The 22044-nt window shown below is 62.7% G+C and carries 14 protein-coding genes; 7 read left to right on the top strand and 7 right to left on the bottom strand.

Annotated features, from left to right (window positions below):
• The first annotated feature begins 75 nt into the window (after nucleotides 1-75).
• A complete protein-coding gene (locus HBO12_RS17155) occupies nucleotides 76-1464 on the top strand; it encodes a class II fumarate hydratase (protein ID WP_170042772.1) in 1389 nt (462 codons plus the stop codon).
• 105 nt (nucleotides 1465-1569) lie between these two features.
• Here the strand turns inward: HBO12_RS17155 and HBO12_RS17150 are convergent, their stop codons facing one another.
• From HBO12_RS17150 to HBO12_RS17135, 4 genes are all read right to left on the bottom strand, one after another.
• Nucleotides 1570-2532: a DMT family transporter gene (locus tag HBO12_RS17150; protein WP_170042771.1), complete on the bottom strand. Its 963-nt coding sequence runs from the start codon at nucleotides 2530-2532 to the stop codon at nucleotides 1570-1572.
• Between the two features lie 111 nt (nucleotides 2533-2643).
• Nucleotides 2644-3828, bottom strand: a complete 1185-nt coding sequence (locus HBO12_RS17145; protein ID WP_169952767.1) for a thiolase family protein — start codon at nucleotides 3826-3828, stop codon at nucleotides 2644-2646.
• Nucleotides 3829-3929: 101 nt separating this feature from the next.
• Nucleotides 3930-5447, bottom strand: a complete 1518-nt coding sequence (pap, locus tag HBO12_RS17140) for a polyphosphate:AMP phosphotransferase (protein WP_169952768.1) — start codon at nucleotides 5445-5447, stop codon at nucleotides 3930-3932.
• Between the two features lie 90 nt (nucleotides 5448-5537).
• Nucleotides 5538-10328, bottom strand: coding sequence for an NEL-type E3 ubiquitin ligase domain-containing protein (locus tag HBO12_RS17135; protein WP_170042770.1), 4791 nt, complete (start codon nucleotides 10326-10328; stop codon nucleotides 5538-5540).
• A gap of 194 nt (nucleotides 10329-10522) precedes the next feature.
• Here HBO12_RS17135 and mnmC point away from each other — a divergent pair, with 194 nt between their 5' ends.
• The 5 genes from mnmC to HBO12_RS17110 all read left to right on the top strand — a co-directional run bounded on the left by mnmC (nucleotide 10523) and on the right by HBO12_RS17110 (nucleotide 18194).
• Nucleotides 10523-12520: a bifunctional tRNA (5-methylaminomethyl-2-thiouridine)(34)-methyltransferase MnmC2/FAD-dependent 5-carboxymethylaminomethyl-2-thiouridine(34) oxidoreductase MnmC1 gene (gene mnmC, locus HBO12_RS17130; protein WP_170042769.1), complete on the top strand. Its 1998-nt coding sequence runs from the start codon at nucleotides 10523-10525 to the stop codon at nucleotides 12518-12520.
• Between the two features lie 510 nt (nucleotides 12521-13030).
• Nucleotides 13031-14803 (top strand): N-acetylglutaminylglutamine amidotransferase, encoded by a 1773-nt coding sequence (locus HBO12_RS17125; protein ID WP_170042768.1) that lies wholly within the window; start codon nucleotides 13031-13033, stop codon nucleotides 14801-14803.
• A gap of 3 nt (nucleotides 14804-14806) precedes the next feature.
• On the top strand, nucleotides 14807-16552 hold the full coding sequence (ngg, locus tag HBO12_RS17120) for an N-acetylglutaminylglutamine synthetase (RefSeq protein ID WP_170042767.1): 1746 nt from the start codon (nucleotides 14807-14809) through the stop codon (nucleotides 16550-16552).
• Between the two features lie 170 nt (nucleotides 16553-16722).
• Nucleotides 16723-17907: an osmoprotectant NAGGN system M42 family peptidase gene (locus HBO12_RS17115; RefSeq protein ID WP_115127811.1), complete on the top strand. Its 1185-nt coding sequence runs from the start codon at nucleotides 16723-16725 to the stop codon at nucleotides 17905-17907.
• A 59-nt stretch (nucleotides 17908-17966) separates the two neighbouring features.
• A complete protein-coding gene (locus tag HBO12_RS17110) occupies nucleotides 17967-18194 on the top strand; it encodes a YheU family protein (RefSeq protein WP_003192759.1) in 228 nt (75 codons plus the stop codon).
• Here the strand turns inward: HBO12_RS17110 and csrA are convergent.
• Together csrA and HBO12_RS17100 are read right to left on the bottom strand one after the other, a co-directional pair.
• Nucleotides 18191-18385, bottom strand: a complete 195-nt coding sequence (gene csrA / locus HBO12_RS17105) for a carbon storage regulator CsrA (protein ID WP_169952776.1) — start codon at nucleotides 18383-18385, stop codon at nucleotides 18191-18193. The two genes, HBO12_RS17110 and csrA, sit on opposite strands and share 4 nt — an antisense overlap.
• 175 nt (nucleotides 18386-18560) lie before the next feature.
• The gene (locus HBO12_RS17100; RefSeq protein WP_169952778.1) at nucleotides 18561-19376 is read right to left on the bottom strand and encodes an SDR family oxidoreductase; all 816 of its coding nucleotides are present in this window, start codon (nucleotides 19374-19376) and stop codon (nucleotides 18561-18563) included.
• 329 nt (nucleotides 19377-19705) lie between these two features.
• Between HBO12_RS17100 and HBO12_RS17095 the strand changes: the two genes are divergently transcribed.
• Nucleotides 19706-19858, top strand: a complete 153-nt coding sequence (locus HBO12_RS17095; protein ID WP_032863216.1) for a DUF3309 family protein — start codon at nucleotides 19706-19708, stop codon at nucleotides 19856-19858.
• 67 nt (nucleotides 19859-19925) lie between these two features.
• Here the strand turns inward: HBO12_RS17095 and HBO12_RS17090 are convergent, their stop codons facing one another.
• On the bottom strand, nucleotides 19926-22013 hold the full coding sequence (locus HBO12_RS17090; RefSeq protein WP_170042766.1) for an LTA synthase family protein: 2088 nt from the start codon (nucleotides 22011-22013) through the stop codon (nucleotides 19926-19928).
• Nucleotides 22014-22044 lie beyond the last annotated feature (31 nt).

Here is a 22044-nt window from a genome sequence, read left to right as displayed (position 1 = left end):
AAATGGCTTTTATGGAACCCAAACGTGCCGCCAGGGCCTAAACTGCGCAAACCGACTACAAGGAGAGTCCCTGCGATGAGCCGTATCGAAACCGACAGCCTGGGCGAAGTACAAGTCCCGGATGACGCTTACTGGGGCGCACAGACCCAGCGTTCACTGGTCAATTTCGCCATCGGCGAGCAACGCATGCCACTGGCGGTACTCCACGCCCTGGTCCTGATCAAGAAAGCTGCAGCGCGGGTCAACGACCGCAACGGCGACCTGCCCGCCGACATCGCCCGGCTGATCGAACAGGCCGCTGACGAAGTGCTCGACGGCAAGCATGATGACCAGTTCCCGCTGGTGGTCTGGCAGACCGGCAGTGGCACCCAGAGCAACATGAACGCCAACGAGGTCATCGCCGGCCGCGCCAACGAGCTGTCTGGCAAGGCCCGTGGCGGCAAGAGCCCGGTGCACCCCAACGATCACGTCAACCGCTCCCAAAGCTCCAACGACTGCTTCCCCACCGCCATGAACATCGCCACCGTGCAGGCTGTGCACGAGCAATTGCTGCCGGCACTGCGTGAGCTGTCCGGCGGGCTGGCGGAGTTGTCGGCGCGCCATATGAAGCTGGTCAAGACCGGCCGCACCCATATGATGGATGCCACGCCCATCACCTTCGGCCAGGAGGTCTCGGCGTTTATCGCGCAACTGGATTATGCCGAGCGCGCCATTCGCAGCGCCCTGCCCGCCGTCTACGAACTGGCCCAGGGCGGCACGGCGGTCGGCACCGGCCTGAACTCACCCCATGGCTTTGGCGAGGCGATTGCCGCAGAAATCGCCGCGTTGTCCGGGTTGCCGTTTGTCACCGCGCCCAACAAGTTCGCCGCACTGTCGGGCCATGAGCCGCTGACCACCCTGTCTGGCGCCCTGAAGACCCTGGCCGTGGCCTTGATGAAAATCGCCAACGACCTGCGCCTGCTGGGCTCGGGCCCACGTGCGGGGCTGGCCGAAGTGCGCTTGCCGGCCAATGAGCCGGGCAGCTCGATCATGCCCGGCAAGGTCAACCCGACCCAGTGCGAAGCGCTGTCGATGCTGGCCTGCCAGGTGCTGGGCAACGACGTGACCATCGGCATTGCCGCCAGCCAAGGGCATTTGCAGTTGAACGTGTACAAGCCGGTGATTATCCACAACCTGCTGGAGTCGATCCGTTTGCTGGCCGACGGCTGCCGCAACTTCCAGGAGCATTGCATCGCCGGCCTTGAGCCCGACGCCGAGCAAATGGCCGCGCACCTGGAGCGTGGCTTGATGCTGGTGACGGCGTTGAACCCGCATATCGGCTATGACAAGTCGGCGCAGATTGCCAAGAAGGCCTATACCGAAGGGCTGACACTGCGCGAAGCCGCGCTGGAGCTGGGCTACCTCACCGAGGCCGAGTTCGACCAGTGGGTACGCCCGGAGAATATGCTCGAAGCCGGGCACTGATCCCCTCTCCTGTAGGAGCCGGCTTGCCGGCGAAAAACGTCAACGATAACGCGGGGTGATTGATGCCCCGCGTTGCCCTTGGGTTTTTCGCCGGCAAGCCGGCTCCTACAGAGGTTGTATCAACCTTGCGCGCCGGGCCTTGAGCCCGGCGATCAAGGACGGGGCCAACGCCACTGACGCCGATCCCAGCACCACCAGCACCGCACCGCCATAACCCAGGCCGTTGATCTGCTCGGCATGCACATAGTCGGGCCACAACCACGCCGCAATCGCCACCGCCACAAAGGTCACCAGCGGTGTGATCGCCAACGTCGCACTGACCCGCGACGCCTCCCAATGGGCCAGGGCCTCGGCAAATGCGCCATAGGCAATCAGCGTATTGAAGCAGCACGCCAGCAACAGCCAGCCTTGCAAGGGGCTCAGTTGCAGCGCCTCCATGGGATGCACCCACGGCAACAGGAGAAACGCGCAACACAGGTAAATCACCATCATCACCTGCAACGAATTCCACACCGTCAGCAACTGCTTCTGGCCCAGGGCGTAGAACACCCAGATGGTGGTCGCCAGCAGAATCGTCAGCACTCCGGCGGTGTAGGTGCCCAGGGACGTCAACAGCTCCGCCAGGCGCTGGTTGAAGAACAGCCCAAAGCCGATGATCAATACCAGCAAGCCAACGCCCTGCCCCAGGCTGAAACGCTCCTTGAACAGGAACACACTGGCAATCATCAAGAAGATCGGCCCCATCTGCACCACCAGCTGCGCCGTGCCGGGGCTCAACATCTTCAGCCCGACCAGGTAGAGCACGTAGTTGCCCACCAGGCCGCACACCGCCATCGCCACCAGCCAGCCACCGCGCTTGCCCAGGACTTTCGGGCTGGGCAGGCGCTTGACCGCGGCCAGGTAGACGAACAGGCAACTGCCGGACACCATCAGGCGAAACCAGGTCACGGTGATCGGGTCCATCACCTGCAGCACCTGTTTGAGCTTGATCGGCAAAATGCCCCAGAGCAGCGCGGTCAGCAGGGTCAGGGATAAGCCGTAGACCCAGCGGCCGGAAGAGATGTGCATGAGTGCCCCAGGAGCCAGAGGTAGAGGAACCCGCATTCTAGGGGGATGTGGGTAAACCTTGGCGAAGTTTTTTATCAGGCACACCACATTTGATCTGCTGTGTTTTATAGATCAGCGCACGGCCTCGAACAACCCGGTCGCCCCCATCCCGCCGCCGACGCACATGGTGACGATGCCATAGCGCAAATTGCGCCGTTGCAGCTCCCGTACCAGATGCCCCACCTGCCGCGAGCCGGTCATGCCGAACGGATGGCCGATGGAGATCGAGCCGCCATTGACGTTGTACCGAGCATTGTCGATCTCCAGGCGATTGCGCGCATACAGGCACTGCGAAGCAAACGCCTCGTTGAGTTCCCACAGGTCGATGTCCGCCACTTGCAGGCCACGGGCCTTGAGCAATTTGGGCACCGAGAACACCGGGCCGATGCCCATCTCGTCCGGCTCACAACCGGCAACGGTAAAGCCACGGAAAAACGCCTTGGGCTTGAGCCCCAGTTCCAGGGCTTTTTCCAGGCTCATCACCAGGGTCATCGATGCGCCATCGGACAATTGCGACGAGTTTCCCGCTGTCACCGAGCCGTCCTCGGCAAACACTGGCTTGAGCCCGCTCAGGCTGGCCAGGGTGGTGTCCGGGCGGTTGCAGTCGTCGCGGTCGACCACGCCATCGAGAATCTGCACCTGGCCAGTGTTCTTATCCTCGACCTTGTACTTGACCGCCATGGCCACGATTTCATCGTCAAACAACCCGTCGGCCTGGGCCTGGGCGGTGCGTTGCTGGCTTTGCAAGGCGTACAGGTCCTGCTCCTCGCGGCTGACGTTATAGCGGCGAGCGACAATCTCGGCAGTCTGGCCCATGGGGAAATAGATGCCCGGCACCTGCTCCTTGAGCAAAGGGTTGATCAGGTTGTCGGTATTCACGCTCTTCATGGTCAGGCTGATGGACTCGACGCCACCGGCGACAATGATGTCGCTGCACCCCGAGGCAATCTGGTTGGCCGCAATGGCAATCGCCTGTAGCCCCGAGGAGCAGAAACGGTTGAGGGTCATGCCGGCGGTGCCGGTGCCCAGGCGCGACAGCACCGCCACGTTACGACCGATGTTGTAGCCCTGGGCGCCTTCGTTGGAGCCGGCACCGACAATGCAATCCTCGACACTGGCCGGGTCGATGCCGCTGCGGCTCAGCAGCGCATTGACGCAATGCGCGGCCATGTCATCGGGGCGGGTCTGGTTGAACTTGCCGCGAAAGGACTTGGCCAGGCCGGTTCGCACGCTGTCGACGATCACTACTTCACGCATGGGCTACCTCAATCTTGTCGTTGTTGGGAGACAGATCGAGGATAGATCCAGCGCCGGGTGATCGCGACGATCATTCACCTGGCGTATGCAAAAGCATGGCGCTATTTGTGCTTCTTCTTTTTGTCGTGCTTGTCGGACTTGGCGAACGCCTCTTCCAGCGCCAGGTTGATGGTGCGCAACACCTTGACCCGCGCCCAGCGCTTGTCATTGGCTTCCACCAGGGTCCAGGGCGCGATCTCGGTGCTGGTGCGATCCACCATGTCGCCCACCGCCGCCCGGTAGGCATCCCACTTGTCGCGGTTGCGCCAGTCGTCTTCGGTGATCTTGAAGCGTTTGAACGGAATTTCTTCCCGGGCCTGGAAGCGCTCCAGTTGGGTCTGTTTATCGATGGCCAGCCAGAACTTGACCACGATCACCCCGGAATCGCGCAGTTGCTCCTCGAAATCGTTGATCTCGGCGTAGGCGCGCATCCAGTCGGCCGTGGTGCAAAAGCCTTCGATGCGCTCTACCAGCACGCGGCCGTACCAGGAGCGGTCGAACACCGTGAACATGCCCCGCGCCGGGATCTGCCGCCAGAAGCGCCACAGGTATGGCTGGGCGCGTTCGTCTTCAGTGGGCGCGGCAATCGGCACGATGCGGTACTGGCGTGGGTCCAGCGCCGCCGCGACCCGGCGGATCGCCCCGCCCTTGCCCGCCGCGTCGTTCCCTTCAAAAACCGTGACCAGCGCGTGCTTGCGCATGCGCTTGTCACGCATTAGGCCCGAGAGCCGCGCCTGTTCGGTAATCAGTTGCTCTTCGTAGTCGTCCTTTTCCAGGCGCTGGGTCATGTCCAGGCTGTCGAGCAGGCTCATCTGGTCCACCGACGACGGCAATGGCGCCGGCTGGATCCCGCTGGCCCTGGCCTTGGGCACCTTGAGGGCATTTTGCAGGCCCTCCAGGAGGATCTTGCCCACGGTCAGCCCGCGGTAATTGGCGTCCACACCTTCGATCACATGCCAGGGCGCATAGTCACGGCTGGTGCGGCGCAGCACGCGCTCACCGAAATGCACGAACTTGTCGTAGGTCTCGGACTGCTGCCAGTCCAGCGGGCTGATGCGCCAGCTGTGCAGCGGGTCGTCCTGCAGGGCCTTGAGCCGCGCCTTCATTTGTTTCTTGGACAGGTGGAACCAGAACTTGAAGATCAGCGCCCCTTCATCGCAGAGCATCTGCTCCAGGCGTTCGGCCCCGGCAATGGCCTGGTCCAGGCGCGCATCCTTGATCTGGCCGTGGACCCGCGCCTGCAACATCTGGCTGTACCAGTTGCCGAAAAACACCCCCATGCGCCCCTTGGCCGGCAATTGCCGCCAGTAGCGCCAGGCCGGTGGGCGGGCCAGTTCTTCGTCGGTCTGCTGGTCGAAGGTGCGCACCTCGATCAGGCGCGGGTCCATCCACTCATTGAGCAGCTTGACGGTTTCACCCTTGCCGGCGCCCTCGATGCCATTGATCAGCACGATGACCGGGAAGCGCCCCTGCTGGTGCAACTCGAACTGCGCCTCCAGCAAAGCTTCCCGCAAGGCCGGGACTTCAGCGTCGTAAGTATCCTTATCGACGGCGTGACCGATTTCGGCAGATTCAAACATGGGCGACTCCCTTCCAAGATGGATCAAGACTAGCGGATTGGGCAGCGTGGCGGGCAAGGAATTCCAGGCCACTTGCCGTGGATCAATGGCTCAGCCCTCGGGCACATGGCAGATGCCCAGGTCCTGGTGTTTCAGCATCTGTAGGGTCAGGCGCTCTACCACCTCGGCGATGGCCTGCCGGCGAGGGGCCTGCAGGTCTTGCATTTGCCTGAGGTAGTCGCCGTCGGTGAGGTTCTGGCTGTTCTCGAAGAGCAGTTGCTGCTGTACATCAAAAGGTTCAGTCGCGGCCTGGAAGGTGCTGGGAAATTGCTGCTTGAGATGGGTTTTCCAGAACGACAGTTGCGTCAAAAACTGCAGGAGTGCAGGTGACAGCTCGGCCGTGCGCACCTGGGAATGGGCGAGTGCCAGCCCTTCGGGGGTCACATTGGCAATCGACACATACTGCGCGTATTTGGGTTGCCTCGGCAGCTCCAACTCCTTGGCCAACCCCATGCGAAACGCCAGGCTGACCTCCAGCGGATCCTCGCTGGCATGCTCGGCCGCATAGCCCAGGGCAATTTTTTCCAACTCGCCCAGGCGAAACAAGCGCCGGCCCAGGCTCAGGAATCCGCCGGGGCTGCCCTGCCTGCGTCCGGCCTGTAGCATCGCCTGCTCGACCTCCATCAAGACTTCGATCTGGCTGAAAATATCAGCGGCGCCATCGCCACAATTCACCGGATGCGCCGCCAGCTGAAACACCCGCTCGCGCAGCTCGATACTGTCATGGCTCGACTGCAAGACGTCCCACACCCGCCGGCTCAAATCCTCGCGCACGTGCCGGCTGTCAGCGGTCCTGGACAATTGCGCAAGCAACTCGAACAGCGGCGCGCAGTCCGGGTCATCGCGCAGGTTGGCCCAGATGCCGCGCTTGATCGCATTGCGATCGGCCACTTCATCCGGCAGCCACAACGCCCGGGCTTTCAACTCGGTGAAGCGCGATTGATCGTCATCGACATAGCCCATGCCAATACCCACCGCCTCGCGGTAGCGCGTGAGCGCTGTCACCGCCGAGGTGGACAACGGGTTGCCCGCCAGGTTGAGTGCCTGGCTGAAACTGCGGGTGGCGCTAAACAGCCATTCGGGCAGCAGGGTGATCCAGTTGTCGCGCAGGTCCACCTGGTCCAGATAGGCCAGGCGCCCGAGCCCGGAGGGCACGTCGACGATGCGGGTGTCCTGTAGCAACAGCGTATGCAAGCCGCGCATGGCGCTGACATCCAGGTGCCCTTCCACCGGGTTGTGGCTCAGGTCCAACAGCTGCAACGTGCTCATATCGGCGAGCTTGCGCCGGGTGTATTCGGTCAACGCCAACTGATTGTGGGACAACGACAGGCTGCCCAGATCAGGCATGCGCGACAGATATTCCGGCAACCGGGTCAGGCGGTTACGGTCCAGGTCCAGGCGGCGCAGCCCCTTGAAGCACTTGAGGAAATAAGCCACGTCATCACCCAGGCGCATATTGCGCAGTGACAGGCGCTGCACATGGTCGAAGCGAATTTCAGGCGGCAGGTTCGGCAACGAGCCCACGCGCATCCCGTCCAGGGACAGGCCAGCAACGGGCAGCTCGCGCTCATTGGGCATAAAGCTCTGCTGGCGCCAGCAGGCCTCGATACGCTCGGCCACTTGCTGGCGGCTCTGGCGGATGTTCCTCAGGCCCGGTTGCTGCTCCAAGCCGCCGATGTCGTTTTTCCAGTGTTTAAGTACCGCACGCAGGCGCCCAAGCTCGGCGCGCAGACGCTCTACCGCATGGGCACGAGCAAGTTCATCGGCCCCCAGGCCCTGCAGCAACGCAGAAGCTTGAGCCTGCGTGAACAGCGGATAAAGCCACTGCAACTTGCGCACCAGGGGCGAGTTTTGGGTAAAAGAGCCGGTGGGTGAATCCGCCACACGGCAAGGTGCTTGCACTGCCTGGGGCTCCAGTGCCCCATCGGAAAACGCCTCGGCGGCGCGATCACGCTCACTCTGGGCCCTGGCGGCAATCAAGCGGCGCAACCGCCATCCATGCTCGGCCTGCGCCTGGGGCCTGCCCAGGGTGCTTGCGTCTTCAATGGCCTCAAATAGCCCGTCCACTCCGGAACGCACACTCCCCAGGCTCAGGCCACTGGCATCGAACGCCTGGAACCCTGCAGCCGTACGCACCACCACCAGCCGCAAACTGGCACCTTCGACGGCGCCCACGGCCAGTAACGCCCCCTGGGGTGAATCTGCGCGCATCTCCAGGTGCAGCCGGGGATCCCAACCCTCGATGCGCGGCAGCGTGCGCACCGCCACGCACTGGGTGTCGAGGCCGGCCAATTCCGGCTGTTCGAAACCGGCCAAGGCGCGGTCCAGGCGTTGTTCGGCCAGCGCAGCACGCACCGCCTCTGCCAGGCCCATGGGCACTCGCTGCTGCTCGCGCAGCAACTCGAGCTCCACCGACGAGGCGCGCGCCATCAACTCGCGCATCACCCTGGACGGCAATTGCGCATAGGTGCTGCGCAGTACCGCCCACTCCTCGGGCACTGGCCCGTCGTAGGCCTGGTACATCTGCTCAAACAGCGGCTTGCGATCCGCCTTGAGGTGCGCCAGTAAGCGCCGCGCCAACACCCCATGTTGCTGGTCGGCAGCAACGTCCTCCCCCAACAGGGCGAGTTTTTGCGACTCGTCGAGCTCCGACAGCAGCACATCAAACACTTGCCCTTCAGCCACTGCATGCTGCGTGATTGGCAGCCGATGAGTGCCACTAGCGGGGTAACGCGCCGTCACCGCGCCCTGCGCATCCACCACCTCGAAATAGCGTCCCTCGGGCCAACCCGGCAACAGCGCCAAGGCCTGCATCTGCGCGGTCGCGTGTTCGGCGTTGAGGTACACACCACGCTCCAGCAGCCAGATCAGGTCGCGAATCGATTGCTCCACCCGGAACCGCTCATACACATCACGAAAGCGCGCGGGAAAGGGCAAGCACTCGCGAGCCAGGTGGTACGCCCAGGGGGGCTGCATATCCAGGATGTCGCTGACCAGGCGCAGCTTGCGCGAATCCAGGTGGGGGTGACGACTGCCGGGCTCCAGGCGCGAGAACAGGTAATCCTGGTCCTCCCAGCGTTCAGGCTGTTCGAATGCAAAGCGCCAGGCGCCCTCGCCGTTGTGCAGGAGCGCAGGGCGATAGGCATTCTGGCGTGTCGGATGGAGGGCGTGCCATTGGCCCAGCTTGGCGTCAAAGGCAATCCGATGAACGAAACCGACCACTTTGACGTAGCAATGGCCGCCAATCCGGTAGATGCCTTCTGCGTCCGCCATCACGTTCTCGGGCAACTGCTGACGGTGCGCGTACCGGGCAATATCGGGCCGCCAGAGCCGCAGATGTCCATCGGTCGAACGCACCGCTTCCAGCTCCGCAAAAAAGCGCCCCATGCTCAACTGCGCACGCTTCAACACGTTGCCCACCACTTTGGCGCCGGCTGCGAACACCACCATCGAGGTGATACTTTGCGCCACCGCGCCCAGTTGCCTGAGCGCCTCGCCCTTGTCCCCCCGCCGCCAGTCCTCGATGCCGTCATACACCTCGCCGAGCAGTTGCCCCACCGCCACGCCCGTCATCAGCAGGGCCAAGGCCGGGACGACAAAACCGGCGAGGTTGAGCAAGGTCAATCCAGCCTCCAGATACTCCATCAGGCGCTGCTTGCGCACCTCTTCGTCCACGTCCGCCACGGGCACCGCCAGCGTGCGCGCATCGATCTGCAGCTTGCCCACGTAAGTGCTGAAAAAGTGCCTGGCCAGGCTCACCATGACGGGCCGGGCCTCCAGCACGCCAAGGCTGCGGTGCTCGTCGAATCGCGAGAAAAACCCCACCCGGTCAACCTCCCCCAGGTAGCCGGTAAAGAAGCGCCGATAGCTGCTCACTTCCAGCTTCAGTTCCAGGTAAACCTTGAAGTCGTTGAGGGATGGGTACTCGAAAAACGGCCGCTGCGGTTCATTGGGCATGTAGACCACACAAGGCTGCTGGGGGTATTCGCCAATCGGGCGGGCCGAAAACACCAGCACGCTCCACAGGCAGCAATCGCGTGCATTGAGGCCTTGCCAGAGCACCGGGCGCCCTTGGTACAGCTGGCTCTTCGCCGCGGCCGGGCTGAGGTCCTGCTCCAGCAATGCACACAACATGGCGTAGGTTTCGCGGCTGATATCGCCGCGCATCAGGGCGATATGGGCATCGATCTTTACGTCCAGGGTTTTCATCCGGCCGATCGCCAGCGCCACGTCACTGGCAACGCCCTCGTCGCGATCGAGGTGGAACACCTTATTGATGTGCTGCTGGTACCGACGCCCGAGGTCGAGCGCTCGGCAACCTTCGGCAAACTCATGGGGCGCAACGTCGATAACGCTGCGGTCTTGCGCTTGCAGCCGCGACTCTAGGGGATATCGCTCGGCAAGGGCCTCATCCGCCGAAAAGTTCTGCATGGCCCTATGCAACAGGCTCTGTTTTTCCAGGCGCACGGTGCGCTCATACTCGCGCGGCAACACATCTGCCTGATACTCGTAGAAGGCCCGGATAAACAGGTCCTTTTTTGGCTCCAGCGTGACCTGCCACTGCGCCTGGCCGTAGGCCTGCAACTGCTCGCTGCAAAATTCGTCCAGACTGCGCAATGCCTGCAAGTGCTGCGTGACGCCCGCCTTGGCCTCTTCAACATACGCTGCGTCCCGCTCCAGCGCCTCCAGCAACCCTGGCGGGGAATTGATCATCCAGCCCGGCAGACGCTGTTGCAGGACCTGGGCCTTGGCCAGGTCGCCAGTCATCTCCAGCAAGGCAGCTTGCAACTGCTGCCGGGTCAATTGAGTGAATGTGTGGGTCAAATCAGCCTGTGCCTGCATGCGCAATGTTCCTTATTGCCATGGATCAAAACACCACGATACCCGCTGCGCCATGCTCGATTAACGCTGATTCCTGATCGCTGGCGCGCCATTGCAGAGGTTTTTTGCATGGATCAAATAGCCGGCTAACACCCGCGCCAACCCTGGCCCCCGTGATCGACTAGAATGGCCGCCTTGCCTTTGCCGAGTTGCCCATGAACCCCGTACAGCCCAATGCCCAGCTCGACTGGGACGACCAGGGACGCCCGCGCTCGCGGGTGTTCGACGACGTGTATTTTTCCGACCAGTCGGGCCTGGAAGAAACCCGCTACGTGTTCCTTGAACAGAACCGCCTGCAAGAGCGCTTTGCCGCGCTGCCGGTGGGTGGGCGCCTGGTGATCGGGGAAACGGGGTTTGGCACCGGGTTGAATTTTCTGTGTGCCTGGCAACTGTTTGCACAGCACGCGACGCCGGGGGCGCGCCTGCATTTTGTCAGTGTGGAAAAGTACCCGCTGAGCCACGCCGACCTGCAACGCGCCCTCGCCCTCTGGCCAGAGCTCAAACCGTTGGCCGAGCAATTGCTGGCGCAGTACATCGCCATCCACCCGGGTTTCCAGCGCCTGGTCCTGGATAACGGGCGGGTGACGCTGACGCTGCTGATCGGCGATGCCCTGGAGCAACTGCCGCAGCTCGACGCCCAGATCGACGCCTGGTTCCTCGATGGTTTTGCCCCGGCGAAAAACCCCGAGATGTGGACCGCCGAGCTGTTCGCCGAACTGGCGCGCCTGGCTGCCCCCGGCTCGACCATCAGCACCTTCACCAGCACCGGCTGGGTGCGGCGCCTGCTCAATGGCGCCGGGTTCAAGATGAAACGCACGCCGGGCATCGGCCATAAGTGGGAAATCCTGCGCGGTGAGTTTCTTGGCTGGCCGGCCGACGCGGCGCCAGTTGCGGCGATCAAGCCGTGGTTCGCCAGGCCACCGGCCCCCAAAGGCGAACGGCGGGCCCTGGTGATCGGCGGCGGCATGGCCGGTTGCGCCAGCGCGGCCAGCCTCGCCGCACGGGGCTGGCAAGTCAGCCTGCTGGAACGGCATGCCGGCCTGGCACAAGAGGCCTCGGGCAATCCGCAAGGGGTGCTCTACCTCAAGCTGTCGGCCCATGGCACGGCCCTTTCGCAGATGATTGTCAGCGGGTTCGGGCATACCCGGCGCCTGCTGGAACACTTGCAACGGGGGGTGGATTGGGACGGTTGTGGCGTACTGCAACTGGCGTTCAATGCCAAGGAGGCCGAACGCCAGGCGCAACTGGCCCAGGCATTTGCCCCTGACTTGCTGCACCTGCTGGACCGGGATCAGGCCCAGGCCCGCGCCGGGATTGGCCTGGAGCATGGCGGGCTGTTTTTCCCCGAGGGCGGCTGGGTGCATCCGCCGGCGTTGTGCCAGTGGCAGGCAAGTCAGCCGGGGATCACGGTGCATGTGCATCATCAAGTGTTGGCGCTGCGCAAAGCCAACGATCAATGGCAGGCCTGGGACGGCGACCGGTTGCTGGCCAGCGCCCCCGTGGTGGTGCTGGCCGGGGCGGCCGAGGTCAAGCAGTTTGCCGCCAGCGCCGAGCTGCCCCTCAAGCGCATTCGCGGACAGATCACCCGCTTGCCACAGACTGCCGCCAGCCAGGCGTTGGCTACCGTGGTCTGCGCCGAAGGCTATGTGGCACCGGCCCGCCTGGGCGAACATACCCTGGGCGCCAGCTTTGATTTCAAGAGCGATGACCTGACCCCCACCGTCGCCGAGCACGCGGGGAACCTGGAACTGTTGCAGGAAATCTCCCCCGACCTGGCCCAGCGCCTGCGCACCGCCACGCTCGACCCGCACACCCTGAAGGGCCGCGCGGCGTTTCGCTGCACCAGCCCGGACTATCTGCCGATTGTCGGGCCACTGGCCGATCCCCAAGCCTTCGCCCTGGCCTTTGCCGCCCTGCGCAAGGACGCCCGCCACACACCGTACACCGCCTGCCCATGGTTGGACGGCCTGTACGTCAACAGCGGCCACGGTTCACGGGGCCTGATCACCGCGCCGCTGTCGAGTGAACTGCTAGCGGCATGGCTGGACAACGAACCGCTGCCCCTGCCCCGCAGCGTGGCCGAGGCCTGTCATCCCAACCGTTTTGCGCTGCGGGCGTTGATTCGCAGCAACGTGGCAAAAACACCTGGCTAAGCTCGCGGCCCGCCACTTTCGGCATACGCCTGCTCAATGGCCAGGAGCACCTGGGAATCAGCGTTGACCAGCCAGGTCGGCAGCCGGTCTTACAAGACCTGCGCCTTGTCCAGGTCACCGGTGAAATCCAGCAGCGTTGCCATTAATTCGTCCTGAGTCACAGGTTCGACAACCTGGCTCAAATGACCTGTTTGCGTGATTCACAACGTTCCTTCATTGCATTGTTCAATGACGCCAGACGATAAGCCCACGCTCGCCTTGAAAAGGTTCAAATAGCTGGGGAGTTGCCTGGCGAAACACCCCATTATTTGCATCTGAGCTTGACCTGATTACCCCCCGTTTCACCCACGCCCCGCAAGCCGCCGCGTGGCCTGCGACACAAGCAGGCCGTTTGCCATATAACTTATTGATCTAAAACTCCACCTATAGCCACGGGTCAGTCCTTGGGTACCCGCCGTTTTGGCGCGTGCATGTTTGCCCCTCCCCAACGGAAAAACCGGTAAGGACTTTATGTGCGGATTAGCTGGAGAACTGCGTTTCGATCATCAACCTGCCGACCTGGCAGCGGTGGAACGAATCACCCATCACTTGGCGCCACGCGGACCTGACGCGTGGGGCTTCCATGCCCAAGGGCCAATTGCCCTGGGCCATCGTCGCCTGAAAATCATGGACCTGTCGGACGGCTCGGCCCAACCGATGGTCGACGCCCAACTGGGCCTGTCCCTGGCGTTCAATGGCGCGATCTACAACTTCCCGGAGTTGCGTACCGAGCTTGAAGCCCTGGGCTACGCCTTCTATTCGGGCGGTGACACCGAAGTGCTGCTCAAGGGCTATCACGCCTGGGGCGAAGCCTTGCTGCCCAAGCTCAATGGCATGTTTGCCTTTGCCATCTGGGAGCGCGACAGCCAGCGCCTGTTCATCGCCCGCGACCGCCTGGGCGTCAAGCCGTTGTACCTGTCGCGCACCGGCCAGCGCCTGCGCTTTGCCTCGGCATTGCCGGCGTTGCTCAAGGGCGGTGATATCAGCCCGATCCTCGACCCGGTGGCGCTCAATCACTACCTGAATTTCCACGCCGTGGTGCCGGCACCGCGCACCTTGCTGGCGGGCATCGAAAAACTGCCGCCGGCCACCTGGATGCGTATCGAGGCCAACGGTGCCACCGAGCAGAAAACCTGGTGGACCCTGCCCTACGGCCCCCATGACGATGAAAAACACCTGACCCTGGAAGACTGGACCGACCGCGTGCTCGACAGCACCCGCGAAGCCGTGGCCATTCGCCAACGGGCGGCGGTGGATGTGGGCGTGTTGCTGTCAGGCGGTGTGGATTCGAGCCTGCTGGTGGGCCTGCTGCGTGAAGTCGGGGTGCAGGACCTGTCGACCTTCTCCATCGGTTTTGAAGATGCCGGCGGCGAGCGTGGCGATGAGTTCCAGTACTCCGACCTGATCGCCAAGCATTACGGCACCCGACACCACCAACTGCGCATCGCCGAAAGCGAGATCATCGAGCAGTTGCCGGCCGCGTTCCGTGCCATGAGCGAGCCGATGGTCAGCCATGACTGCATTGCCTTCTACCTGCTGTCGCGGGAAGTGGCCAAGCATTGCAAGGTGGTGCAAAGCGGCCAGGGCGCCGATGAACTGTTCGCCGGTTACCACTGGTACCCGCAGGTGGACGGCGCCAGCGACCCTTACGCGGCTTACCGCGAGGCCTTCTTCGACCGCAGCTACGACGACTACGCGGCCACCGTGGCCCCGCAATGGCTGACCGCCAATGACGCCGCCGGCGACTTCGTGCGCGAGCATTTCGCCCAACCTGGCGCCGAGGCGCCTGTGGATAAGGCCCTGCGCCTGGACAGCACGGTGATGCTGGTGGATGACCCGGTCAAGCGTGTGGATAACATGACCATGGCCTGGGGCCTGGAAGCGCGCACGCCGTTTCTCGACTACCGCCTGGTGGAGTTGTCGGCGCGGGTGCCGGGCCGATTCAAGCTGCCGGACGGCGGCAAGCAAGTGCTCAAGGAAGCCGCGCGCCGGGTCATCCCCAGCGCGGTGATCGACCGCAAGAAGGGCTACTTCCCGGTGCCCGGCCTCAAGCACTTGCAGGGCGATACCTTGAACTGGGTGCGTGACCTGCTGCTGGATCCGAGCCAGGACCGGGGCCTGTTCAACCCGGCGATGCTCGACCGCCTGCTCACCGACCCCCAAGGGCAACTGACGCCGCTGCGCGGCTCCAAGCTGTGGCAATTGGCAGCGCTGAACCTGTGGCTCAGCGAACAAGGAATCTGATTGATGAAACCTCACGCCACGGCCTACAGCCAACGCCTGCTGCGCGGCCAGGCGCCGTCCTACGAACGCCTGCAAGCGCGCCTGGCCGAAGACGGCAGCGAACCGAGCGCGCAACCGATTGCCGTGCATTGCGGGTGGGGCCGGCTGTTGATCGGCCATACCTTTCCCGACCCGGCGAGCCTGGCCCTGGAGCTGCTCAACGAGCAGCCGGGAGAACGGGATATCGCCCTGTATGTGGCCGCGCCCCAGCAGATCCTGGGGATCGATCCGCAACAGTTGTTCCTCGACCCCTCCGACACCTTGCGCCTGTGGTTCACCGACTACCGCCCGGCCACCCGGGTGTTTCGCGGCTTTCGCATTCGCCGCGTCCAGAGCGAAGCCGACTGGCAGGCGGTCAATCGCCTGTACCAGGGGCGCGGTATGTTGCCGGTGGATGCCAACCTGCTGACGCCGCGCCACCAGGGTGGCCCGGTGTACTGGCTGGCCGAGGATGAAGACAGCGGCGCAGTGATCGGCAGCGTCATGGGCCTCAATCATCAAAAGGCCTTCCATGATCCGGAAAGCGGCAGCAGCCTCTGGTGCCTGGCCGTGGACCCGCAATGCTCGCGGCCTGGCGTCGGCGAAGTGCTGGTGCGCCACCTGATCGAGCACTTTATGAGCCGCGGCCTGAGTTACCTGGACCTGTCGGTATTACACGACAATCGCCAGGCAAAAAGCCTGTACGCCAAGCTCGGCTTTCGTGCCCTTACAACGTTTGCCATCAAGCGCAAGAACGGCATCAACCAGCCGCTGTTCCTCGGGCCGGGGCCACAGGCGGGGTTCAACCCCTATGCGCGCATCATTGTCGAAGAAGCGCACCGACGCGGGATTGATGTGCAGGTGGACGATGCCGCAGCCGGGTTGTTCACCCTCAGTCATGGCGGGCGCCGGGTGCGCTGCCGTGAGTCGTTGAGCGACCTGACCAGTGCGATCAGCATGACCCTGTGCCAGGACAAAAGCCTGACCCATAAAGTATTGAGCGCCGCCGGCTTGAAATTGCCAGCGCAACAACTGGCGGCCAGCGCCGACGATAACCTGGAGTTTCTCGACGAACACCAGCGCATCGTCGTCAAGCCCCTCGACGGTGAACAGGGCCAAGGCGTGGCCGTGGACTTGCAGACCATCGAAGAAGTGCAAGGCGCCATCGAGGCGGCGCGCCAGTTTGACTCGCGGGTATTGCTCGAGAGTTTCCACGAAGGCCTGGACCTGCGCATCCTGGTGATCGGCTTTGAAGTGGTGGCCGCCGCGATCCGCCGCCCGGCCCAGGTGATCGGTGACGGCAAGCATAGCGTCGGCGCCTTGATCGAGGCGCAAAGCCGCCGACGCCAGGCGGCCACCGATGGCGAAAGCCGGATCCCCCTGGACGACGAAACCCTGCGCACCTTAAAGGCAGCGGGTTACGACTACGACAGCATCCTGCCTTCGGGCGAAGTGCTGGCGGTGCGGCGTACCGCCAACCTGCACACCGGGGGTTGCCTGGAAGATGTCACGGCGACGCTGCATCCGACGCTGGTGGATGCTGCGGTGCGTGCGGCGCGCGCTCTGGATATTGCGGTGGTCGGCCTGGACCTTATGGTGCCGGCCGCTGACCAGCCGGAGTACGTATTTATCGAAGCCAACGAGCGCGCAGGATTGGCCAACCATGAACCACAGCCCACGGCAGAACGGTTTGTGGATTTGTTGTTTCCCCACAGCCAAACCATGGCTTGAGACATGAGCTGTCTGGACGGGCCTCATCGCGGGCAAGCCCGCTCCCACAGGTTGATGTGTGAACACATTTAAAGGTGGGAGCTGGCTTGCCTGCGATGGGGCCGGCCGAGGCAACACATACCCAGCCCCTCATCGAAACCATCGATGCCCTCAATTCATCAGGAGTTTCCATGACCCGAACCATCCCCGAACCGGATCTCAACTACCTGCAGAAAGTGCTGCTGGAAATGCTCGCCATCCCCAGCCCCACCGGGTTTACCGACACCATCGTGCGCTACGTCGCCGAGCGCCTGGAAGAGCTGGGCATCCCCTTTGAGATGACCCGGCGCGGCACCATCCGCGCCACCCTCAAGGGCCAGAAAAACAGCCCGGACCGCGCGGTTTCCGCGCACCTGGACACCATCGGCGCCGCCGTGCGGGCGATCAAGGACAATGGCCGCCTGACCCTGGCCCCGGTGGGCTGCTGGTCCAGCCGTTTTGCCGAGGGCAGCCGCGTCAGCCTGTTCACCGACAATGGCGTGATCCGTGGCAGCGTCCTGCCACTGATGGCCTCCGGGCACGCGTTCAATACCGCGGTGGATGAAATGCCAATCAGTTGGGACCATATCGAACTGCGCCTGGACGCCTACTGCGCCACCCGCGCCGATTGCGATTCCCTGGGGATCAGCGTCGGTGATTTCGTGGCCTTCGACCCGCTGCCGGAATTTACCGAAAGCGGCCATATCAGCGCCCGCCACCTGGATGACAAAGCCGGCGTCGCGGCCTTGCTCGCGGCCCTCAAGGCCATAGTCGACAGTGGCGAACCGTTGCTGATCGACTGTCACCCGCTGTTCACCATCACCGAAGAAACCGGCAGTGGCGCGGCCGCCGCATTACCCTGGGATGTCAGCGAATTCGTCGGCATCGACATTGCCCCGGTCGCCCCCGGCCAGCATTCCAGCGAGCATGCAGTAAGCGTGGCGATGCAGGACTCTGGCGGCCCCTACGACTATCACCTGTCCCGCCACTTGCTGCACCTGGCGGCGGAAAACGACCTGCCGGTACGCCGTGACCTGTTTCGCTATTACTTCAGCGACGCGCACTCGGCGGTCACCGCCGGCCACGATATCCGCACCGCGTTGCTGGCCTTTGGCTGCGATGCAACCCACGGCTACGAGCGCACCCATATCGACAGCCTCGCCGCCCTGAGCCGCCTGCTGGGCGCCTACATCCTCAGCCCGCCGGTATTTGCCAGCGATGCGCAACCGGCCCAGGGCTCCCTGGACCGCTTCAGTCATCAACTGGAACATGAAACACAAATGGAGAGCGACACCCGGGTGCCCTCGGTGGACAGCCTGGTCGGACAGAAATCCTGAGGCTGGCAACTATGATCCCGGCACAGTAGGATCGCCGGGATCCACCATTTGAGGCTTGTATGCTGATTCCCTACGATGCACTTGAAGTCGACACCCTGACCCGCCTCATCGAAGACTTCGTGACCCGCGACGGCACCGACAACGGCGACGATACGCCCCTGGAAACCCGGGTGCTGCGGGTACGCCAGGCGTTGACCAAGGGTCAGGCGCTGATTGTTTTCGACCCTGAAAGCGAGCAGTGCCAGTTGATGCTCAAGCACGATGTGCCCAAGCACCTGTTCGACTAAGGGTTGGTCACGGGCACCGGGTGCCCCTGTAGGCTGCGGATCTTTTCGTAGACCTCCGCCCGATGCACATTGACCCCTGCCGGCGCTTCCACGCCGAGTTTCACCTGGAGGTTGTTGACCTCCAGGATCCGCAGGGTGATGTGATCGCCGATGGAAATGATTTCGCCTACCGCGCGGCTAAGTACCAGCATGGCGTTTTGTCCTTTGGAAAGTTACCGGACCGCGACCATGCGCCCTCCCCTACGAGCCATCAATAACCTGCTAGATAAACAGATCCACCCTACAAACCATAGCTGCCTTTACTGACAGACGAATATCAAACAGCCCAATAAGTCCGCAAAAATATAAACCCATTGTTTATATCTTTCAGCCTTTGGCCGACTGCGCCTTGGCGCGCATTTTTTCCGACATGTTGGTCATTTCGTCATACAGCAACTGCGGATTTTTCTGCTTCAGTGCCCAGGCCATCCGCCCCTGTTCGTGAGGCAGGATCATGAATTCACCGACGGCCACACGCTGGTAGATGTAATCGGCAATGTCTGCTGCAGTGATGGGCGAACTTTCCAGCAATTTGCCGACCTGGGCCTTCATCGCCGGGGTCGGGCCGCGGAATGAGTCCAGCAGGTTGGTCTGGAAGAACGACGGGCACACCACATGCACCCCGACTTCCTGCTGCTTGAGTTCCACCAGCAGGCTTTCCGAGAGCGCCACCACACCGGCCTTGGCCACGTTGTAGTTGCTCATGGCCGGGCCTTGCATAAGGGCCGCCATGGAAGCGATGTTGATGATTCGGCCCTTGCTCTTTTCCAGCAGCGGCAGGAAGGCCTTGCAGCCCTTGACCACGCCCATCAGGTTGATTGCGATCTGCCAATCCCAATCCTCCAGGGACAGTTCGCTGAAGAACCCACCGGAGGCGACCCCGGCGTTGTTGACGATCACATCAATGCCGCCCAGCTTGACCTCACAGGCCTGGGCAAAGGCCGTGAGCTGGCTGTAGTCACGCACGTCACAGCGCTGGATAAACCCGTCGCCACCGGCCTGGCGCACCAGCGCGAGGGTTTCCTGCAAGCCCGGCTCGCTGACATCCGACAAGGCCAGTTGCCAGCCTTCGCGGGCCCAGCGCAGAGCGATTTCGCGACCCAGGCCGGATCCGGCGCCGGTGATCATCATGCGATTTTGCATAGGAAGTAGCCTTGTGGTTCAGGGAGGAAGTAAGCGCCAGTGTAGCGAAGGTTATTCACCGGCCCATGCACCATCAAGTTGCTGAATGCCCGGGGCAAACCAAAAGCCCGGTCGGATGCCGGGGCCTGGGGTAAGTTCAATCTTTTTAAACTAAGTGCGACACAGCACAACAATTAAAAAGGAAATAAGCCAGCGGCCAAATCGCATTAAAAAAACAGGGAATTTTCTGCAAAGTGCAGGAGTCGGATCAGTTAAGGCAGCCGTTTTAGATGTTCGGCTCTGGTATTAACAATCAGGTCTTTTCAGAAGACGAATAAGGAAAACACACTATGAGCCTCATTCTTATCATTGTTCTGATCCTCCTGCTGGTCGGCGGTCTGCCGGTGTTCCCGCACTCGCGCAACTGGGGTTATGGGCCATCGGGTATTCTCGGCACGGTGCTGGTGGTGCTGTTGATTCTGTTGCTGCTGGGCAAGATATAACCCCCCAGCGTTAAAAAAATGCAAAAAAAGAGGCCTTGTAAAAGGCCTCTTTTTTATTGCCGGACGATTAGTCCGGCTTGCCGTCCACTACGCCTGCGGTGTTATCCAGCAGGCTCTTGGTGGCGGTTTGCAGGAACGACTCAAGTTTCTGCTTGAGTTGCGCCTCATCCGCCGATTCAGGGATCACCTTGCCACTTGGATTGGCGCCCAGTTCGTATTGCCACAGCTTGGGTGGCATTTCCTTGGGCAGAACCAACACGCGGTCAGCGGTGAGCAAGGCCACGGTCTGGTCGCTGCCCGAGGGCTTGATCACGCCAAAGCCCTTGTCGCCTTCCGGCAGGTTGAGCAGGTCACGGCCCCAGCACTGGTGGCGGGTTTCCCCGCCCAGGCGGCCCATGATGGTCGGCACGATATCGATCTGCGTGCCCACGGTGTGGTCACGCACACCGAACTTGTCCTGCACGCCCGGTGCGATCAGCAGCAGCGGCACGTTGAAGCGGCCCAGGTCCATTTCGGTGATCTGTTGCTCGTTACCAAAACCATGGTCGCCGACGATCACAAACAGAGTGTCCTTGAAGTACGGCTCCTTGCGGGCCTTCTCGAAGAACTGGCCCAGGGCCCAGTCGGAGTAGCGCATGGCCGTCAAATGCTCGTTGAGGCGGCCACGGTCAGTCACCGCCTCGACCGGCAACGGCGTCGGCAAGGCGTACGGCGTATGGTTGGACAGGGTTTGCAGCAGGGCGTAGAACGGCTTGCCGCCTTCGCGTGCCTTCAGTTCCTGCAGGCCACGATTGAACATGTCCTGGTCGGACACGCCCCAGGTCGGATCGGAGAACACCGGGTCGACGAAGTCATTGCGGCCAATGAAGTTGGTCATGCCCTGGTTGCTGAAGAAGCCCGACTGGTTGTCCCAGGCGAAGTCGCCGTTGTAGACATACACGTCGTCGAAATCACGGGCACTGAGCAATTGCGGCAGGCCCGACAGCTTGTGGCTGCCTTCGGGGGTCTGCATCAGGTATTCGAAGCCTGGCAGGTTCGGGAAGCAGGCCATGGTGGCGAACATGCCCTGGTGGGTATGGGTGCCATTGGAGAAGAAGCGGTCGAACAGCAGGCCTTCCTTGGTCAACTCGTCGAAGTACGGCGTGATCTTGCCGCCACTGCCCAGGGCGCCCACTGAGTGACCGGCGAAGCTTTCCATCAGGATCACCACGACGTTCTTGATCGCCAGGGTCTTCTCGGCCGGCGGCGTGAAGTCACGGCGCACGGCGGCGGTGTCGGTATCCACCAGTTTTTCGTCAGGCAGCACCAGCATGTCGCGCACGGTCTGGGTGGCCAGCGGCTGCTCCAGGGTGGCTTTCCAGACGTTCTCGCGGTGCTCGGAGAACCGCGCCTTGGCCGCCCCGATCAGCGACAACGTACCGTTGAGGCCCAGGTGGTTGGCGAAGTTCGAGTCGGTGGTGTACACGTCACCCCAACGCAGCGGCGGGCCCTGGCGCAGGGTGCCGCGAGCGGCGACCACGGCAATCAGCAGGCACACCACGAACACCGCGATGCGGCTGTACCACGGCGCGACCTGGCGGGTGCCGACGGTGCCACCGCTGAACGGGCCACGGGGGCGCGTTGCGCGGTCGGCGCCCTTGAAGGCGATGCTCAGGATAAACGTACCCACGGCCCAGCCCAGCAGGTAGCGCACCACCGGGAAACCGTACCAGAGCATGCTCATCACGGTTTTCGGATCTTCCTTGACGTACTGGAAAACCAGGCCGTTGAGGCGCTGGTGGAACTCGCGGTAGAAGTCCATCTCCATCAGGCCGAGGAACAGCGCAATACTGGAGACCACGGTCAGCCACAGCCGGAAGAACCCGCGGGCGGCCATGGCGCGCACGCTGAACAGGGCCAGGATCAGCGGGATGCTCAGGTACACCACCAGGCGCAAGTCCAGGCGCAGGCCATTGGCGAACGCTTCCAGGAAGGTCGCGGCCGGGGTGTCGAGCATCATGTCGCGGTTGTACACCAACAGTCCCAGGCGCAGCAGGGAAAGCATCACCATCATGACCAGGGCGCAGAGCAGCGTGTAGGCCAGGTGGGATTTGACGGTCGGTTGCAGCAGGCGATTAGCAGCTCGCTGCTGATTCAGGGCGTCCGGGTTTGCCATGTTGTTTGAGGACCCATTGGAAGTTTAAGTT

The organism is Pseudomonas sp. WS 5059, from assembly GCF_012985525.1.
Taxonomy (GTDB): Bacteria; Pseudomonadota; Gammaproteobacteria; order Pseudomonadales; family Pseudomonadaceae; genus Aquipseudomonas.
The sequence above is the reverse complement of the archived record's forward strand: the minus strand, read 5'-3'. Positions and strand labels throughout refer to the sequence as shown.

Excerpts from the sequence above, each read along its gene's own strand:
- HBO12_RS17155 (WP_170042772.1), top strand. The coding sequence starts at position 76 with ATGAGCCGTATCGAAACCGACAGCCTGGGCGAAGTACAAGTCCCGGAT.
- HBO12_RS17150 (WP_170042771.1), bottom strand. The coding sequence starts at position 2,532 with ATGCACATCTCTTCCGGCCGCTGGGTCTACGGCTTATCCCTGACCCTG.
- HBO12_RS17145 (WP_169952767.1), bottom strand. The coding sequence starts at position 3,828 with ATGCGTGAAGTAGTGATCGTCGACAGCGTGCGAACCGGCCTGGCCAAG.
- pap (WP_169952768.1), bottom strand. The coding sequence starts at position 5,447 with ATGTTTGAATCTGCCGAAATCGGTCACGCCGTCGATAAGGATACTTAC.
- HBO12_RS17135 (WP_170042770.1), bottom strand. The coding sequence starts at position 10,328 with ATGCAGGCACAGGCTGATTTGACCCACACATTCACTCAATTGACCCGG.
- mnmC (WP_170042769.1), top strand. The coding sequence starts at position 10,523 with ATGAACCCCGTACAGCCCAATGCCCAGCTCGACTGGGACGACCAGGGA.
- HBO12_RS17125 (WP_170042768.1), top strand. The coding sequence starts at position 13,031 with ATGTGCGGATTAGCTGGAGAACTGCGTTTCGATCATCAACCTGCCGAC.
- ngg (WP_170042767.1), top strand. The coding sequence starts at position 14,807 with ATGAAACCTCACGCCACGGCCTACAGCCAACGCCTGCTGCGCGGCCAG.
- HBO12_RS17115 (WP_115127811.1), top strand. The coding sequence starts at position 16,723 with ATGACCCGAACCATCCCCGAACCGGATCTCAACTACCTGCAGAAAGTG.
- HBO12_RS17110 (WP_003192759.1), top strand. The coding sequence starts at position 17,967 with ATGCTGATTCCCTACGATGCACTTGAAGTCGACACCCTGACCCGCCTC.
- csrA (WP_169952776.1), bottom strand. The coding sequence starts at position 18,385 with ATGCTGGTACTTAGCCGCGCGGTAGGCGAAATCATTTCCATCGGCGAT.
- HBO12_RS17100 (WP_169952778.1), bottom strand. The coding sequence starts at position 19,376 with ATGCAAAATCGCATGATGATCACCGGCGCCGGATCCGGCCTGGGTCGC.
- HBO12_RS17095 (WP_032863216.1), top strand. The coding sequence starts at position 19,706 with ATGAGCCTCATTCTTATCATTGTTCTGATCCTCCTGCTGGTCGGCGGT.
- HBO12_RS17090 (WP_170042766.1), bottom strand. The coding sequence starts at position 22,013 with ATGGCAAACCCGGACGCCCTGAATCAGCAGCGAGCTGCTAATCGCCTG.